The following is a 16,462-nucleotide window of genomic DNA, read 5'->3' as shown; positions in this document are numbered from 1 at the left end:
GCCGTCGGCGGCGCGCTGGAGCACGCCGTCGCCGAGCACCGGCGGCGGCGCCTTTGGCAGGGCGCGCGCCGGGTCGGCGCCGGTGGCGATCATGCGGGCGTCGCGGGCCTTGGCCTCCTCCGGGTCGAGGACGCAGATGACCTTGCCCAGCTCCATCGACATCGCGATGGCGTGCTGGACGTGCGCGCTGCGCTCGGAGGTGTACGTGTCGAGCAGGCCGGCGTCCGCGCGCCCGTCCAGGACGAGCCGCAGCTTCCACGCGAGGTTGACGGCGTCGCGCAGCCCCGAGCACATGCCCTGCCCCGCGAAGGGCGGCATCTGGTGCGCGGCGTCCCCGGCGAGCAGGAGCCTGCCCTCGCGCCAGCGGTCCACCCAGCGGGCCTGGAAGGTGTAGACGGTGTGCCGCTCGATCGTGGTGTTCTCCGGGGTGCGGCCCCACGGGGCGAGGAGGCGCCAGGCGGTCTCCTCGGTGTTCAGCTCCTCGATGCTCTCGTGCGCGAGCCGCAGGAACTCCCAGCGGCGCCGCCCGGGCCCGCCCGAGACGATCGTGGTGGGCCGCTCCGGGTCGCACAACTGCCAGTTCATCGGGGACCACTCCTCCTCCTCGTGGGGGAGGCAGTCCACGATCAGCCAGTCGTAGAAGAAGCCGAGGTCGGTCACGGAGGTCGCCATCCGCGAGCGCACGAAGCTGTTCGCGCCGTCCGCGCCGATGACGTACCGCGCGCGGACCTCGGCCGGTCCCGGGCCCGAGGTGCGGAGCAGGACCTCGTCCGGCCCCTGCTCGACACCGGTGACCTCGCAGCCCCGGTGCACCGTGACGGCGTCGAGCCGCTCGGCGGCGCCCGAGAGGACGGCTTCGAGCTGCGGCTGCGAGAAGAAGTTCGCGGTCGGCCAGCCCGAGGGGCCGGTACCGGACCAGTCGATCTTCACGAGCGGCTCGCGGTCCGCGTTCTGCCACTCGTAGAAGTCGGGCACCGGGTCGGTCACGGACCGCACCTGCTCGCCGACCCCCGCGGCCTGGAAGATCCGGCCGATCTCGTGGTCGAAGTGGACGGCGCGCGGCAGGTCGTACGGGGCCGGCCAGCGTTCCAGGACGACGACGTCGTACCCGGCCCGGCCCAGGAGCAGCGAGAGGATCTGCCCCACGGGACCGAAGCCGACGATCGCGACATCGTGCCGGGGCGCGGCGGCGTGGTTGTCGGGCACGCTCTACCTCGCCGCGCTGTGGTTGCCGGTCATGATCTCCGCGAGGTCCTCGGGGGCGAGGAACGACGGCGGGGGCGGCGGGCCCCAGTTGAAGAGGCCCCTCGCGCCTTCGAGCACCTCCGGGGACCACAGCTGCTCGTCGACGATGCAGTCCATGTCGGAGTAGTACTCGCTGAAGTTGCCCGCCGGGTCCTTCAGGTACCAGAAGAAGTTGGAGCCCGCGTGGTGCCTGCCGAGTCCCCACACGTGGCGCTCGGGGTGGTCCTCCAGCATCGCGCTCGCGCCGCGCCCGACCTCGTCGATGTCGTCGACCTGCCAGGAGGTGTGGTGCAGGAAGGTGACGGGCGCCTTCATCACCAGCACGTTGTGGTGGTCGGTCGAGCAGCGCAGGAAGGCGCCGTGGTCGGCCACGTAGTCCGAGGCGCGGAAGCCGAGGCCGTCGCGGAAGAAGGCCACGGTGGCGTCGAAGTCGGTGGTGCCGACGACGGCGTGCCCCAGCTTGCGGGGCAGTACGCGCGAGGTGCGCAGCACGCCGGGGGCGCGCGAGCCGGTGCGCTCGTAGCGGCCCGGGCCGTTGTAGGCGGTGGCGGGCTGCGGCTCCTGGACGAAGCGCGGGGCGACGTCCACGACGGCGCGGACGCCGGTGGCGCGGTCGTAGGCGACGAGGCTCGTGCCGCCCTCGTACGCGCCGCCCGCGGGAGCCGTGCCGGGGACGCCGAGGCGGGCCAGGCGGGAGGCGGCGGCCGCGAGGTCGTCGGGGCTGTCGGCGCCGATCCGTATCTCGACCAGGCGCCTCGTGGGCGCGTGGACGATACGGAGCTGGCGGCCCGCGTCCTGCGTGGTGAACCAGCCGTCGCCGTCCGGCGTCAGGCCGAAGTCGGTGTAGTAGGCGGCGGTTTCGCTGACGTTCGGGACCCCCATGGTGATGGAGATCAGCCGGTGCAGTGCCATGAGACTCCTTTGTCCTTACGGGCTCTGTCCTGGGCCGGGCGCGGGCCTGGCCGCGTCCTGGGGTGCGGAGCGGACCGCGTCCCGGGCGAGGGCGCGGTGCGGGTCGCGCCGCTCAGCCCGTGAAGGTCTGGCGCAGTTCGCCGATGCCCTCGATGGTGCTGACGAGTTCGTCGCCCGCGTGCAGCCAGCGCTGCGGGTTGCGGCCGAGGCCGACACCGGCCGGGGTGCCCGTGAAGATGACGTCGCCGGGCAGCAGGGGCAGCACGGCGGAGAGGCGGGCGATCAGGGTGGGCACGGAGAAGATGAGGTCGCGGGTGCGGCCGTTCTGGACCTCCTCGCCGTTGACGGAGCAGCCGAGCGCGAGGTCGTCCGGGTTCTCGAACTCGTCGGGCGTGACGAGCCAGGGGCCGACGGGGGCGAAGCCGGGGTAGGACTTGCCGAGGCTGAACTGCGGGGCGGGGCCGGCGAGCTGCACGACGCGCTCGGAGATGTCCTGGCCGGCGGCGAGCCCGGCGATGTGCTTCCAGGCGTCGGCCTCGGAGACGTTCTCGGCGCGCTCGCCGATGACCGCGACCAGCTCGACCTCCCAGTCGGTCTTGCCGTTCTCGGGCAGCTTCACCTCGGTGACCGGGCCGCTCAGGCTCGTCACGAACTTGGTGAAGACCGGCGGCAGGCCCTCGGGCACGTCGAAGCCGGACTCGGCGGCGTGGTCGCGGTAGTTGAGGCCGATCGCGAGGACCTGCCGGGGCGCCGGGGCGGGGGCGCCCAGGTCGGTGTCCTTGAACGCGGTCCCGGCGGGCAGCTCGGCACCGGCCGCCCACGCGCGGAACTCGGCCCAGCGCGCGTAGACCGCCTGCGGGTCGGCCGGGAAGAGACCGCCACTGGCCTGTTCGACGTCCACAGCGGTTCCGTCGACAATGAGGCTCAGCCGGCCCGAGAGGTTGGCGATGCGCACGAGCTCTCCTAGAGGAGGGGAAAGTAATTGAGCATGATGATTACCTTGATGTTGCGTGGGCATGGCCTACGAGTCAAGAGGTTCCTGGAAAAATGAATATGATGAATATGGACGAGTGAGGAGCTGGTAGTGACCGTCACCCCTGAGCGCCGCGCCGGGACCCGGCGCACGGCGGCGGGCCGGGCCGAGGAGGCGGCGGCCCGAATCGCGCGCATGGCCGCCGAGGCGGAGCCGGGCGCGCGTCTGGGCACCAAGGAGGAGCTGCGCACCCTGTGCGAGGTCTCCGTCGGCACGTTCAACGAGGCCCTGCGGCTGCTCCAGGCCCGCGGCCAGGTCACGGTGCGGCCGGGCCCGGGCGGCGGGCTCTTCGGCGCGCGGCAGTCCCCGATGGTGCGGCTCGGCAACTCCGTCCTCGCGCTCGACGCGCAGGAGAACGACGTCGCCACCGCGGTCCGCATCCGCGACGCGCTCGAACCCCTGCTCATCGAGGACGCGCTCTGGCACGCCTCGCCCGCCGACCTCGCCGGGCTCCACCGCCACCTGGAGGCGATGGAGCACGCCGTGAGCGCCGAGGACGCCGTCGCCTTCGTGCACGCGAACTGGCGCCTGCACGCCGCCATCGCCGCGATCAGCCCGAACGCGCTGCTCAGCTCGCTCTACACGCACCTGCTCGACCTCATCGAGTCGCACACCCTCTCGGTCCAGCCCGGCGGCTCCGGGCAGCCGCTCCGCGAGTTCGTCCACGATCGCTACGAGCTGCACGCCGCCATCGTGGACGCGCTGGCACGCCGCGACCGCGAGGAGGCCCTGCGCCTCGTCCACGCCCACAACACCAGCTCGGACCCCGAGCACGAGATGCACTGAGGCCCCGGACGGAGGGCCGTCCGGGGCCTGCTGATCAGGAGCTCACGGGAGGGCATGCGGCCCGGCGCGGGCGCCCTCCCGCTCGCGCCGGGTGCCCCCGGGCTCAGCCGAGTGCGAACTTCTGCGCCGCGCTGCCGTTGCAGTCCCAGATCTGAAGGCGCGTGCCGTTCGCGGTCGCCCCGCTGGGGGAGTCGAGGCAGCGCCCGGACTGCGGGTTGCGCAGCGAGCCGTCGGCCTGCTGCTGCCAGACCTGGCCGCCCGCGCCGCCGCAGTCCCACAGCTGGACCTGCGTGCCGTTCGCCGTGCCGTTGCCCGTGATGTCGAGGCAGCGGCCGAGCGTGTGCAGCCGCCCGTCCGTGCTCAGCGCCCAGTGCTGGTCGGCCGCGTACGACTGGCAGTCCCAGAGCTGGACGACGCTGCCGTTCGTCCCGCTGTCGTCGGCGGCCACGTCGGCGCACTTGCCGCCGGGGCCCTTGACGGGCGCGCCGCCGTTGACGGCGAACTTCTGCGCCGCCGCGCCGTTGCAGTCCCAGATCCGCAGCCGCGCGCCGTTGGCCGTGGAGCCGTTGGGGGAGTCGAGGCAGCGCCCGGACTGCGGGTTGCGCAGCGAGCCGTCCGCCTGCTGGACCCACTTCTGGCCGCCGGCGCCATTGCAGTCCCACAGCTCGACCTCGGTACCGGCCGCCGTGCCGTTGCCGTTGATGTCGAGGCAGCGGCCGAGCGTCGCGAGCGAGCCGTCCGCGCGGTGCTCCCAGTGCTGGTCCTCCGCGTAGGACTGGCAGTTCCACAGCTGTACGGCGGTGCCGTTCGTGCCGGTGTCGTTCGCCGCGACGTCCACGCACTGCCCGCCGGGACCCGTGATCGTGCCCTGCGGACCGTTCGGGACGCTCGTCTGGCCGCGGTAGCCGACCGAGACGATGTTCGCCTGCACCGCGTTCTCGGTCGCGTCGCCCGGGTAGCCGGAGACCATCGCGCCCTCGAACCAGGTACCCATGTTCCGGTTGCTGTTGTCGCCCCCGGTCGCGAGGATGATGCCGCCCTCCTGCTTCATGGGCCGGTACCCCTCGCGCGTCGGCAGCGGTCCGTCCCACCAGGTCGTGAGCCCGCCCGCGGTGGAATCACCGCCCTTGAGCGCGTACTTGGTCTGCCCGTCGTTCTTCAGGACCGCGGTGACGTACGGGGTCGGGTTCCCCTTGTTCGCGGTGTTCGAGCCGTTGTCGCCCTGGAACATGCCGTTCTCCAGGTCGGCCTCCACCCAGGGGCCGTTGCCCGAGCACGGCGCGAAGTAGCACGTCGTGGCGATGGACACGGCGTCCATGTGCCCGTTGCCGGTGTCCGCGGGGGTGGACTCCGCGTTGCCGTAGTCGAAGCAGCAGTCCGAGCCGACGTGGGTGCCGCTCGCGACCATGTACACGCCCTCGGGCTGCCCGTTCACCGCCGTGCCCGAGGCCGCGCCGTGCGAGCGGTAGCCCACACCGGGCGTGCCCCAGATCCCGTACACCTTGTGGCCGCCCGCCGTCACCGCGATCTCGCTCGCGTCCGCGCCCCGGTCGGCGCCGCCCGCGGTCCCGGCGGGGCCCACGAAGAGGTCGTTGTGGCGGGTGGTCTGGTCGTAGATCCTCGTGATCGAACAGGAGGTGCTGGCGCAGAAGGCGTCGTGGTGGGCCGCGTCCGCGTACCCGCCCGCCGCGAGCGTCCCGACGTCGCTCGTGGCCCGGTCCGAGGCCCGGGTCAGCTGGTACAGCGGTCCGTTGTACGAGGAGAAGAGCGCACGGGTCGTGCTGTGCGCGGCGACGCACGGGGTGCCGCCCGCCGCGTACAGGTCGCAGGGCAGGGAACCGGCGGCCTGCGCGGGCGCCGGGAGGGCGAGCAGCGCCCCGAGCAGGAGCCCGAGGACGCCGAGGACCGAGGCCACCGCGCGACGCGCGCGCCGGACGATGGCCTCGGGTGCGGAGGGACGGGACGGAGAGGTGCGGGGTCTGGCGCGCATGGGCGCTCCCGGAGAGGAAGAAGGACGAACTCGCCTATGGGGGAGGCGAGTTCACGGAGCCGTCTGGCTGACCGGGAACGTAGGACCGCTGCGCGGTTCGGTCAATATTTGTTGCTTTCTTTGGTTCAACCTTGGTGTTCTTGTCTGAATCTGTTGGATTGCCCGGCGAGGGCCGACCCGCCGCGCCTCCGGCTCACGCGAGCGCCGCCGGCCGCAGGACCTCCTCGCACCACGTGCGGAAACTCGTCGGGCTCGCCGTCGCGGCGGTCCGCTCCACGCCCGCGTCGAGCCCCGCCTCCTTCGCCCGCAGCATCGCGACGAAGCCCTCGACGGTCGCCGTGCTCGCCCCCGCGCCGCCGAGCGTCGCGCGCAGCTCCGCCTCCGACTGCCGCTCGTAGCGCACCGGACGGCCGAGCACCTCCGTCATGACGGCCGCCATCTCCCGCGCCGACAGGTCCTCCGGGCCCAGGACCGGGACCTCGCCCACCCCCGTCCACGAGCGGTCGAGCAGCAACCGCGCGGCGGCCGCCGCGATGTCCCGTACCGCCACGAGCGGCGCGGCGGCATCGGCGCGCACCACGTTCGTGTACACGCCCTCGTCCCTGATCCGCGCCGCCTGCGGCAGCAGGTTGTCCATGAACGTCGGGTTCGCGAGCGCCCGGTAGGCGACGCCCGTGCCCGCGATGAGGTCGTCCATCGCGAGCGAGGCCGTCACGTGTCCCGCGTGTCGCGCGAACGGCGTGCCACGCCCGAGCGCCGAGACACCGACGACGTGCCCGACCCGCTGCCGGACGAACGCGCCCGCCGCGGCCAGCGTGAACCCCGCGTACGCCGCGTCGAGATCCGCCGTACGCGCGTTCGGGGGCGCGAGCCAGAACACCGCGTCGGCACCCGCGAACGCCTCGTCCACGACGTCCGGCTCGCCGTGCGAACCCACGACGACCTCGACACGGTCGCGCGCTTCCGCGGGCAGCCGCGCCGGGTCGCGGACCACGACGCGCAGTCGCTCGCCGCGCGCGGGCGCCTCGTCGAGGAGCTGGGAGAGGAGGGAGCCGCCGATACGGCCGGTCGGTGAGGTGAGAACGATCATGCGTCGAGTCTCGGCGCGGTCTCCGGACCGGTCCAATGCTCTTCCCGCCCATTGATACCTTGCGGGCATGGATCTGGACCTGCGCAAGCTCCGGTACTTCGCCGCCGTCGCCGAGCACCTGCACTTCGGGCGCGCCGCCGAGGAGCTGTACGTCACCCAGCCCGTGCTCAGCCGTCAGATCAAGGCGCTGGAAGCGGAACTGGAGTGCGCGCTCCTCGTCCGCACCACCCGCACCGTCGCCCTCACGGCGGCCGGTGCCCAGCTCCACGAGGAGGCCCGGCGCCTGATCGCCGCCGCCGACACCGCGGTGCGGCGGGTACGGGACGCCGACCTCGGCACCCGGCGCCTCGCCGTCGCCTTCTCGCCGGGACTCCACGTCGCGGACGCGCTGCGCGCCTTCGCCGCGCGCCACCCCGAGGTCCCCACCGACGTCGTCCCGGCGCCCTGGTGGGAACCGGACGCCCCGCTGCGCGACGGCCGCGCCCAGGCCGCCCACCTGCGCCGCCCCTTCGACGACACCGGGCTGCGCACCGTGCCCATCGGCCACGAACGCCGCGTCGCCTGCCTGCCCGTCACCCACCCGCTCGCCTCGCGCGAGCGCCTCACCCCCGCGGACCTCGACGGCGAGGAACCGTCCGGACCGCCGATCCGCCGCACCGCCTCGGCCGAGGAGAAGTTCGAACTCCTCGCCTCCGGCACCCGCGGCATCGCCCTCGTCCCCGTCGGCCTCGCCCACGCCTACTACCGCCCCGACCTCGCCTACCTCGACGTCCCGGGCATCCCCGGCGTCGAAACGGTCCTCGCCGCGCCGGCCTCCGCGCGCGACCCCCTGCTGCGGGACTTCATGGACGCGGCCCTCACGGCCCTGCGCCCCGCCTGACACCCCCACAGACATCGCCGCGCCACCTGCCGCCGTCGCGTCGCGCGTGCCGCCCTCTCGCCGCGCGCCCCGTCGTCGTCCCGCCGCCGTGCCGTTCCCTTGCTCCGTCCGGCCCTCCGCGTTCGCTCCCGGCTCGCCCCCGCGAGACCCTGGGCCGCTCTCCCGCCTCCCCGGACGCAAGGGAACGCCATGGCCCGCCCGCTCACGCCCGACTCCGTCCCCCGGGCCGACCCCGGTCCCGGCCGCCGCCTCCTGTCCGGCACCATCGCCGCGCTCGCCTGCCTCCTCTACGGCTATTGCAGCGGCGTCGTCGCGGGCGCCCAGCTCTACGTCAGCCGCGACTTCTCCCTCGGCACCACCGCGAAGGGCGCCGTCGTCTCCGTCTTCCTCCTCGGGGCCGCCGCGGGCGCCCTCGGCGCGGGCCGGGTCAGCGACCGCTACGGCCGCCGCCCCGCGCTCCTGCTGAGCGCGCTCCTCTTCGGGGCCGGGCTGGCCCTCGCCGCCTTCGCGCCGGGGCTGCCGCTCCTCCTCGTCGGCCGCGTCGTGCAGGGCCTCGCCGCGGGGCTCGCCTCCGCCGTCGTCCCCGTCTACCTCTCCGAGATCTCCACCGACCGCGCCCGCGGCCGCATGGGCACGCTCAACCAGTTCATGGTCACGGTCGGCCTGCTCGTCTCGTACCTCGTGGCGCTCGCCTACTCCTCCGGCGGCGAGTGGCGCTGGATGTTCGGCGCCGGGCTCGCCGGCGTGGCGGTGTTCCTGCTCGCCCTGCCGCTCCTGCCCGAATCCCCCGTCTGGCGCGAGCGCGGCGAGGACGCGGCGCGGAAGCTCCCCGGGCCGCGCGCCGCGCTGCGCGTCCTCACCTCGCGCGGCGTACGGCCCGCGCTCCTCGTCGGGGTGGGGCTCTGCCTGCTCCAGCAGTTCTGCGGCATCAACGCGGTCCTCTACTTCGCGCCCACGATCATCCGCTCCACCGGGCTCGGCGCGTCGAACGCGATCCTCTACTCGGTGTACATCGGCGCCCTCAACGTCGTCATGACGATCCTCGCCGTCGAACTCGTCGACCGCTGGGGCCGCCGCCCGCTCATGCTCCTCTCGGCCGGGCTCATGTTCGTCGCGCTCGTCCCGCTCGGCGTGAGCTTCCTGTGGGACGTGCCCGCGCACAGCCTCGTCGCGCTCCTGTGCCTGCTCGCGTACGTGGCGGCCTTCGCGATCGGCCTCGGCCCGGTCGTGTGGCTCCTGCTCGCCGAGATCTTCCCGCCGGAGCAGCGGGCGCTCGGGACCGCCGTGTGCACGACGGTCAACTGGCTCGCCAACTTCGTCGTCAACCAGTTCTTCCTGACCCTCGTCGGCGCGCTCGGCCAGGGCGAGACCTTCTGGCTCTTCGCCGCGGTCTGCCTCCTCGGCCTCGGCTTCGTGTGGCACCGGCTGCCCGAGACCAGGGGCCGCGACGATGCCGCCGTCGCGGCGGAACTCGGGACCGGCACCGTCCGCTGACGACCGCCCGGGTACGCCTCCCGACCGGCGCTCAGGCGGCCGTCACGACCTCCGCGCGCAGGGCCGCCGACCACTCGGCGAGCAGCGCCTCGTACTCCCCGCGCCGCTCCTCGGCGAGCCGCCCGCCCGCGCACCACAGCGCACGGATCTCCGCGTTGACCACGGCGGCGGGGCGGGGTGGCAGCGCGGCGGGGGAGGCCGTGACGCGCGCGGCGTCGGGACGGGGCGGAGTGACAGGACGGGACGTCTGAGCCATGGTCCCCACCGTAGGCGGCGCCACTGACAACGGCGCTACGCCGATGTGAACACCTCGGCCACCTCGCGCCCCTCGTTCAGCCCCCTGTCACGTGCGACCACGCTCTTCCCAAGTACCTCTCTTTACGCCCGTGTTACTTCGGTGTATCCCCTCACCACCTCAATTCAACAAAGTGTTGACGTGCCCGCCGGGGAAGGTCTTAGCTGTCCGCAGCCGTACCGCAGCACGACCGCACCAGGACCCGGGAGGTCCCCGTGACGCTCAGCCGGTTCAACGCACTCCCCGCCCCCGACGCCCGCGCCGTGCTGCGCGAGGTCTGCTCCGCCGACGCCTGGGCGACGGCGGTGCTCGCCGGACGGCCGTACGAGAACGCCGCCGCGCTCCACGCGGCGAGCGACGCCGCGACGGCCGCGCTGGAGGGCCCCGACCTCGACCAGGCCCTCGCCGGGCACCCGCCCCTCGGCCGCCCGGGCGACGCCACCTCGGCGCGCGAGCAGCGCGCGGTGGCCGAGGCCCCCGAGGAACTGCGCGCCCGGGTACGGGCGCTCACGCTCGCGTACCAGGAGAAGTTCGGCCACGTCTTCCTCATCCGCGCCACCGGCCGCACCGCGGCCGACATCCTCGCGGCCCTGGAAGAACGCCTCGGCAACACGCCCGCCGCCGAGCGCGCCCGCTCCCGTACCGAACTCGCCGCCATCCACCGCATCCGCCTCGACCGCCTCTTCCCCGAGCCGCCCGAGCCCGCCGCCCCCGCCACCGTCTCCACGCACGTCCTCGACACGAGCGCGGGCCGCCCCGCGCCCGCCGTGCCCGTCACCCTCGCGGCCCGCTCCGGCGCGAAGGCGCCGTGGACCGTCGTCGGCTCCTCCGAGACCGACGCGGACGGGCGCTGCCGCGACCTGCCCGCACCCCCGCCCGGCACGACCGAGGTCCGCCTGGAGTTCACCACGGCGGGGCACGTCCCGGCCGCCTCCTTCTTCCCCGAGGTCGGCCTCGTGTTCCGCGTGACTCCTGGTGAGCACCACCACGTGCCGCTGCTGCTCAGCCCGTACGGATACTCCGCATACCGAGGGAGCTAGGCACCATGCCGAAGACCGGTTCCGAAGCCGCCGCCACCGTCCCCGAGACGGCCGCCACCACCGTCCCCGACGCCCCCGCCCCCGCCGTCTCCGTGCTCGGGCAGAACCAGTACGGCAAGGCCGAGGTCCGTGTCGTCCGGGTCGTCCGCGAGGGCGCGGTCCACCACCTGCGGGACCTCAACGTCTCGATCGCCCTCTCCGGTGCCCTGGACGACGTCCACCTGACCGGCTCGAACGCCAACTGCCTGCCCACCGACACGATGAAGAACACCGTCTACGTCTTCGCGAAGGAACACGGGATCGCCTCGCCCGAGGAGTTCGCCGCCCGCCTCGCGCGCCACTTCGTCACGACGCAGGCGAGCATCCACCGGGCCCGGGTCCGCGTCGAGGAGTACGCCTGGGACCGCCTGACCGACCCCGCCGAGGGCCCGGCGCACTCCTTCGTCCGGCGCGGCGGCGAGACGCGGCTCTGCGAGGTCACGTACGAGGACGGCCGCCGGCAGGTGATCTCCGGGCTCAAGGACCTCACCGTCCTCAACACGACGGACTCCGAGTTCCACGGCTTCGCCAAGGACCCGTACACGACCCTCCCGGAGACCCGCGACCGCGTCCTCGCCACCGAGGTCTCCGGCCGCTGGCGCCACACCCGGACCGAGGACACCGAGGCGGCCCCCGACTGGGACACCTCCTACCGCGAGACCCGCGCCCACCTCCTCGCCGCCTTCGCCGGCACGTACTCGCTCTCCCTCCAGCAGACCCTGCACCGCATGGGCAGCCGCGTCATCGAGCACCGCCCCGAGATCGCCGAGGTGCGCCTCTCGCTCCCCAACAAGCACCACTTCCTCGTCGACCTCGCCCCCTTCGGCCTCGGCAACGACGACGAGGTCTACTACGCCGCCGACCGCCCCTACGGCCTCATCGAGGCGACGATCCTGCGCGCCGGGCACGAGGCCCGCATACCCGTCGACCACAGCGACCTCTGAGCCGTACCGCCCGCTCCCCAAGGACACCGCCGTGAGCCCAAGTCCCGCCCCGCAAGGGCGCGTCGTCATCGAGAACGCCGCCGTCGCCACCGTCGACGCCGCGGGCACCGAGTACACCTCCGGTCATCTCGTCGTCCGCGGCGACCGCGTCGAATCCCTCGGACCGGGGCCCGCCCCCGACGGCCTCGCCGACGTCCGCCGCCGCGTCGACGGCACCGGGCACCTCCTCACCCCCGGACTCGTCAACACCCACCACCACTTCTACCAGTGGCTCACCCGCGGACTCGCCACGGACCACAAGCTCTTCGACTGGCTCGTCGCCCTCTACCCGACGTGGGCGCGCATCGACGAGCCCATGGTCCGCGCCGCCGCGCGCGCCTCGCTCGCGATGATGGCGCGCGGCGGCGTGACCTGCGCGATGGACCACCACTACATCTACCCGCGCGGCGCGGGCGACCTCTCCGGAGCGCTCGTCGGGGCGGCCCGCGACCTCGGCGTGCGCTTCACGCTCGCGCGCGGCTCGATGGACCGCGGCACCTCGGACGGCGGGCTCCCGCCCGACTTCGCCGTCGAGACCCTGGACGAAGCCCTCGCCGCGACCGAGGAGACCGTCGACCGCTTCCACGACACCGCCTTCGGCGCGATGACGCACGTCGCCGTCGCCCCTTGCTCCCCGTTCTCCGTCTCCACGGAACTCATGGAGCAGGGAGCGGAGTTGGCGCGCCGCAAGGGGGTGCGGCTGCACACGCACGGCTCGGAGACCCGCGAAGAGGCCGCGTTCTGCCGCGAGTTGTTCGGCATGGGCCCCACCGACTACTTCGCCTCGACCGGCTGGCTCGGCGAGGACGTGTGGATGGCGCACTGCGTGCACATGGAGGATGCGGACATCGCCGCCTTCGCCCGCTCCGGCACCGGAGTCGCGCACTGCCCCTCCTCCAACGCCCGCCTCGCCGCCGGGATCGCCCGCGTCCCCGACCTGCTCGCCGCCGGGGTGCCCGTCGGCCTCGGCGTGGACGGCACGGCGTCGAACGAGTCCGGCGAACTCCACACCGAACTGCGCAACGCCGTCCTCGTCGCCCGCCTCGGCCCGCACCGCGAATCGGCCCTCACCGCACGGCAGTCGCTGCGCCTCGCGACGGCCGGGGGCGCCCGCGTCCTCGGCCGTCAGGACGAGATCGGCTCCCTGGAGCCCGGCAAGCTCGCCGACCTCGTGCTGTGGCGCATGGACACCCTCGCCCACTCCACGATCGCCGACCCCGTCGCCGCCCTCGTCCTCGGCGCCCCCGCCCCCGTCACCCTCTCGCTCGTCGGCGGCCGCCCCGTCGTCGAACACGGCCGCCTGGTCCGGGCCGACGAGGACGCCGTGGCCCGGGAGGCGCGGGAGGAGGCGGGACGGCTGGCGGCGCTGATGGAGTGAACTCCGGGAAGGGGGGAGGGCGTCGGGTGCCCCGCACCCTCGCCCCTCCGCGTCCTCGCGCCCGCATGCTCGCGCCCCCGCATGCTCGCGCCCTCGCGCCCTCGCGCCTTCCCGTCCCCGCGTCAGTCCGCCCGCGCCAGCGCCCGTGCCACCTCTCCCGCCACCTCGTGCACCTGCCCGCGAGGCCGCGTCGCCAGGGTGCCCGGGTTCCGCGTCCACCGGTCCTCCAGCGCGAACCAGTCCACCGCCACCGGCTTCCGCCCCTCCTTGAGCGCCGCCGACAGCTCGTCGATGTACGTGCTCCAGCGCAGCCGGTACAGCCCGCCCACCAGCCCCGACCACTCCCGGTTCGCGTAGTCGCGCAGCCCCGCGTCCGCCCCCTGCCGCGCCCCCCACGTCGTGAGCAACGACAGTGCGTCGTACTGGAGTTGCGTCTTCTCCCGCGCGCTGCCGCCCCAGGCCCGCGCCGCTTCGACCCACCGTCCGAGCAGGTGGTCCTCGTCCGTCGCGACGAGCTTTTCGAGGAGGTCGATCAGCGCGATCCAGCGCCGCCCGAGCCGCGCGAACTCGGCCTGATCCTTCGCCTTGTAGGCGGCGGCCAGGCGCGGCAGCAGGGTCCGGCTCCGGTTGGCGAGCGCCTGCCGCGCCACGTCGAGCAGGTCTCGGCGGTACGTCGCGGAATCACGCAACTCGGCGCGCACCGCGAGGAGTTCACCGAGCGCGGGTTCGAAGGAAGCGGCCGGGTAGCGCAGCGCCTTGGGCGACCACTTGCCCGCCGAGACCGCGTCGAGCGCGGGCCGCGCCCCGAAGAGCCCGTCGGCGGGCTCCGACCAGCGGTCCTCGCGGCGCGTCCCGTACACGGTCGTCCGCAGGATGTCCCACGCGGCCTCGGCGTGCGCGTCGCTGCCGCCGTACCGCACCCGCGCGTACTCGCGGAACCAGCCGGTCAGGTCGATCGGCCCCTCGGTCCAGGGGAGTTCGGCGAACAGCTCGAAGGCGGCCGGGTTGTTGTCGGCGGCCTCCGGCATGAGCGCGATGCCGGAGAGCCGGCTGCCCGAACGGTCCCGCCAGCGGGGGTAGAGCTCCACCCAGTCCCGGGTGTTGGCGCCGAGCGCGGTGTGGCCGCCGAAGTTCCAGATCGAGCCGAAGGCGTACGGCGTGTCCTGCCAGTCGCTCTCCCGGTCGGTCACCTCGGGGAAGCGGTCGCTGAGCCCGTCCACGATGAGCATCGCCTCCCGGTCCGCGGCGGCGACGACCTCCTTCGGCGGATTCTTCTGCCAGCCGAGGACGACCCACACCGCGTCGGGCCGCGCCGCGCGCAGCGCCCGCTGCACCCCGCGCGTCGCTTCCGCCACCGGTACGTTCCCCGCGCTGCCGCCCTCGTGCAGGAGATCCATCTTGTAGAGCGTGCCGCGCCCGTACAACTCCTCCTGGATCTCGTAGAACGCCGCCGCGACCTCGGCGAAGAGGTCGGTGCGCGGGTCGAGCCAGTCGGGTCGTGCGAAGCCCATCCACGTGCCCTGCGGCACGGTCTTCGCGCCCGGGTTGCGGTCGGCGAAACCGGCCGGGACGGTGCCGAAGTAGCCGGGGAGCACGGGCGACATGCCGAGTTCGCGCAGCCGCCCCACGATCCGGGCGCCGAGCGCCGCGCGCTGCTCGATCAGCCGCGCCGTGACGGGCTCGGGGAACGAGGAGAGGTTCTGGAGCAGCCACCACGGCTGGTGCGCGGGCCCGGGAATCCACGCGCGCACTTCGTCGTCGCTGTACCCGTACCGCTGGAAGAGGCGCTGGTAGACGGCGTCGGCGCCCGCGTACACGAGCACTTCGTTGAAGCCGTGCAGCGCGAGGAGGTCGATCTCCCGCTCCCAGTAGGCCCAGTCGTGGTACGGGCCCGTGTAGCCGTCGTTCGTGTCGTTGAGGACGAAGCGGTGCGGCGTGTCGGCGCGGCCTTCGAGCCGGCCGCCCTCCGGCGCGGGCACCCGCTCGGGCAGCCCGGCTCGGCTCCCCGCCCAGGTGAACTGCGCGAGGCCCGCCTGCTTGAGGTACCGCCGCAGTCCCGCGAGCTGGGTCGCCGGGTTCGTGCCCGCGATCGTGACCTGACCCGCCCGGCCGCTGACGACGAAGCGGTCCCGGCCCTCGGCGTCCCCGGCGAGAGACGTGAAGAGGAACTGGTCGGCGTGGGTACCGAGGAGGCGCCGTGCCGCCGCGGCGGCGGGATCGGCGGGGGCGGGCGCCGGCAGGGGCGGGGCGAGGGGCGCTTGGGCGGTCGCCGTGCCGCTCCCGGCGACGGCGGCGATTCCGGGCGCGCCCGCGAGCACTCCCAGGAAGGTGCGGCGGTCCCACGGCATACGGCGACTCCTCGGCTCGACGGCGTTGTCCCCCGCGAGGAGTACCCGCCCGCCCGCCCCTCTCCCACCCGTACCCGCCGTGTCGGCCGGATGGGACACACGAACGGCCCGGAATCACCCACCGTCCGAGGGAGCGTCAGAAGCCGAGCGGCGCCGGGTCCGTGGCGAGCTCGCGCATCCGCTCGCGCGGATCGGGGACGAGCCGCCGCTCCACGAGATCGAGCACGCCGGCCACCCCGGTGATCTCGGCGGCGACGACCCCGTCGGCGCGTGTGATCGTCTGCTCGACGCGGAACGCCTTGCCGCCGCCCCACAGGAACGCGCACCCGACCGTCACCTCGTCCCCGGCCCGCAACTCCCGCAGGTACCGGATCGTCGTCTCCAGCACCACGGGCCCGATCCCCGCCTTCACGAGGTCCGCCTGGGTGATCCCCGCCGCGAGGAACAGTTCCCACCGCGCGTGCTCCGCGTACTGGAGGTACACGCTCTGATTGAGGTGCCCCTGCACATCGGTCTCGTAGCCGCGCACCCGCACGGAGACGCTGAACTGCTGCTCGGACATTGCCCACTCCCGGTTTCGGGTCCTCGATGGCGCCGCCGCTCCCTCCGATACGGGAACGACCGCGCCCCGCACCCTACGTGTCACCGCCCCCACCGGGCCTCCCGGAAACGGGATCGCCCGCCACCGACCCGTCCGGAGCACGGCCCCGCCCCGGGCGGGCGAGCCGCCTACCGCCGCGGTGGCGAGGCGATCACCACCCGCTTCCCCCGCCGGTCCGCGTGCTCGCTCACCTGCCACCCCGCCGCCTCCAGCGCCTCCGCGCACCGCGCGGTCTCCCGGCCGCTCTCCGCCCCGGCGGCTTCCGCCACCCGTACCTCCACCGCCTCCGGCTGCGGCGACTCCCGCACCACGTACCCGCCGCGTCCCGCGATCGCCGGCACCCGGCCC

At 73.9% G+C, this 16,462-nt stretch carries 14 protein-coding genes and 1 pseudogene; 6 read left to right on the top strand and 9 right to left on the bottom strand.

The genetic code is table 11. The features are described from left to right. The 3 genes from G3I42_RS03050 to G3I42_RS03040 form a co-directional block, all read right to left on the bottom strand. The coding region (locus tag G3I42_RS03050; protein ID WP_164282302.1) for a bifunctional 3-(3-hydroxy-phenyl)propionate/3-hydroxycinnamic acid hydroxylase at window positions 1–1,206 on the bottom strand (1,206 nt) is incomplete at its 3' end. Window positions 1,207–1,209: 3 nt separating this feature from the next. Further along, on the bottom strand, window positions 1,210–2,157 hold the full coding sequence (locus G3I42_RS03045; RefSeq protein ID WP_164282301.1) for a VOC family protein: 948 nt from the start codon (window positions 2,155–2,157) through the stop codon (window positions 1,210–1,212). A gap of 112 nt (window positions 2,158–2,269) precedes the next feature. Beyond that, a complete protein-coding gene (locus tag G3I42_RS03040) occupies window positions 2,270–3,112 on the bottom strand; it encodes a fumarylacetoacetate hydrolase family protein (protein ID WP_164282300.1) in 843 nt (280 codons plus the stop codon). A 129-nt stretch (window positions 3,113–3,241) separates the two neighbouring features. On the opposite strand from G3I42_RS03040, the gene G3I42_RS03035 reads away from it, so the two are divergent. After that, window positions 3,242–3,976, top strand: a complete 735-nt coding sequence (locus G3I42_RS03035) for an FCD domain-containing protein (protein ID WP_164282299.1) — start codon at window positions 3,242–3,244, stop codon at window positions 3,974–3,976. Window positions 3,977–4,079: 103 nt separating this feature from the next. On the opposite strand, the gene G3I42_RS03030 is transcribed toward G3I42_RS03035, so the two are convergent. Then, window positions 4,080–5,966 carry an arabinofuranosidase catalytic domain-containing protein gene (locus tag G3I42_RS03030; protein WP_164282298.1) on the bottom strand — a complete coding sequence of 629 codons (1,887 nt, stop codon included), beginning with the start codon at window positions 5,964–5,966 and terminating at the stop codon, window positions 4,080–4,082. 193 nt (window positions 5,967–6,159) lie between these two features. Continuing rightward, a complete protein-coding gene (locus G3I42_RS03025; RefSeq protein ID WP_164282297.1) occupies window positions 6,160–7,056 on the bottom strand; it encodes an NAD(P)H-binding protein in 897 nt (298 codons plus the stop codon). A gap of 67 nt (window positions 7,057–7,123) precedes the next feature. Here G3I42_RS03025 and G3I42_RS03020 point away from each other — a divergent pair, with 67 nt between their 5' ends. Together G3I42_RS03020 and G3I42_RS03015 are read left to right on the top strand one after the other, a co-directional pair. Continuing rightward, window positions 7,124–7,936, top strand: coding sequence for a LysR family transcriptional regulator (locus G3I42_RS03020; protein ID WP_164282296.1), 813 nt, complete (start codon window positions 7,124–7,126; stop codon window positions 7,934–7,936). A 189-nt stretch (window positions 7,937–8,125) separates the two neighbouring features. Further along, window positions 8,126–9,430, top strand: a complete 1,305-nt coding sequence (locus G3I42_RS03015) for an MFS transporter (RefSeq protein ID WP_164282295.1) — start codon at window positions 8,126–8,128, stop codon at window positions 9,428–9,430. 31 nt (window positions 9,431–9,461) lie between these two features. On the opposite strand, the gene G3I42_RS03010 is transcribed toward G3I42_RS03015, so the two are convergent. After that, complete coding sequence (locus G3I42_RS03010; protein WP_164282294.1) at window positions 9,462–9,686, bottom strand: hypothetical protein; 225 nt, start codon at window positions 9,684–9,686, stop codon at window positions 9,462–9,464. Between the two features lie 254 nt (window positions 9,687–9,940). Between G3I42_RS03010 and uraD the strand changes: the two genes are divergently transcribed. Genes uraD through G3I42_RS02995 form a run of 3 tightly spaced genes read left to right on the top strand, consistent with a single transcriptional unit; the run spans window position 9,941 to window position 13,165 of the window. Next, window positions 9,941–10,765, top strand: coding sequence for a 2-oxo-4-hydroxy-4-carboxy-5-ureidoimidazoline decarboxylase (uraD, locus tag G3I42_RS03005; RefSeq protein WP_164282293.1), 825 nt, complete (start codon window positions 9,941–9,943; stop codon window positions 10,763–10,765). A gap of 5 nt (window positions 10,766–10,770) precedes the next feature. Then, entirely contained in the window at window positions 10,771–11,748 is a 978-nt protein-coding gene (pucL, locus tag G3I42_RS03000) for a factor-independent urate hydroxylase (protein ID WP_203606290.1), read from the top strand. 31 nt (window positions 11,749–11,779) lie between these two features. Then, window positions 11,780–13,165: an 8-oxoguanine deaminase gene (locus tag G3I42_RS02995; protein ID WP_164282292.1), complete on the top strand. Its 1,386-nt coding sequence runs from the start codon at window positions 11,780–11,782 to the stop codon at window positions 13,163–13,165. 122 nt (window positions 13,166–13,287) lie between these two features. Here G3I42_RS02995 and G3I42_RS02990 read toward each other — a convergent pair whose 3' ends face one another. The 3 genes and pseudogenes from G3I42_RS02990 to G3I42_RS02980 all read right to left on the bottom strand — a co-directional run. Beyond that, window positions 13,288–15,513, bottom strand: coding sequence for an alpha-N-acetylglucosaminidase (locus G3I42_RS02990; protein WP_164282291.1), 2,226 nt, complete (start codon window positions 15,511–15,513; stop codon window positions 13,288–13,290). A gap of 136 nt (window positions 15,514–15,649) precedes the next feature. Continuing rightward, complete coding sequence (locus tag G3I42_RS02985) at window positions 15,650–16,075, bottom strand: acyl-CoA thioesterase (RefSeq protein WP_164282290.1); 426 nt, start codon at window positions 16,073–16,075, stop codon at window positions 15,650–15,652. Between the two features lie 167 nt (window positions 16,076–16,242). Next, a pseudogene (locus G3I42_RS02980) lies at window positions 16,243–16,462 on the bottom strand (hypothetical protein); the annotation flags it as partial.

This window comes from Streptomyces sp. SID11385 (assembly GCF_010548245.1).
GTDB lineage: Bacteria > Actinomycetota > Actinomycetes > Streptomycetales > Streptomycetaceae > Streptomyces.
The sequence above is the reverse complement of the archived record's forward strand: the minus strand, read 5'-3'. Positions and strand labels throughout refer to the sequence as shown.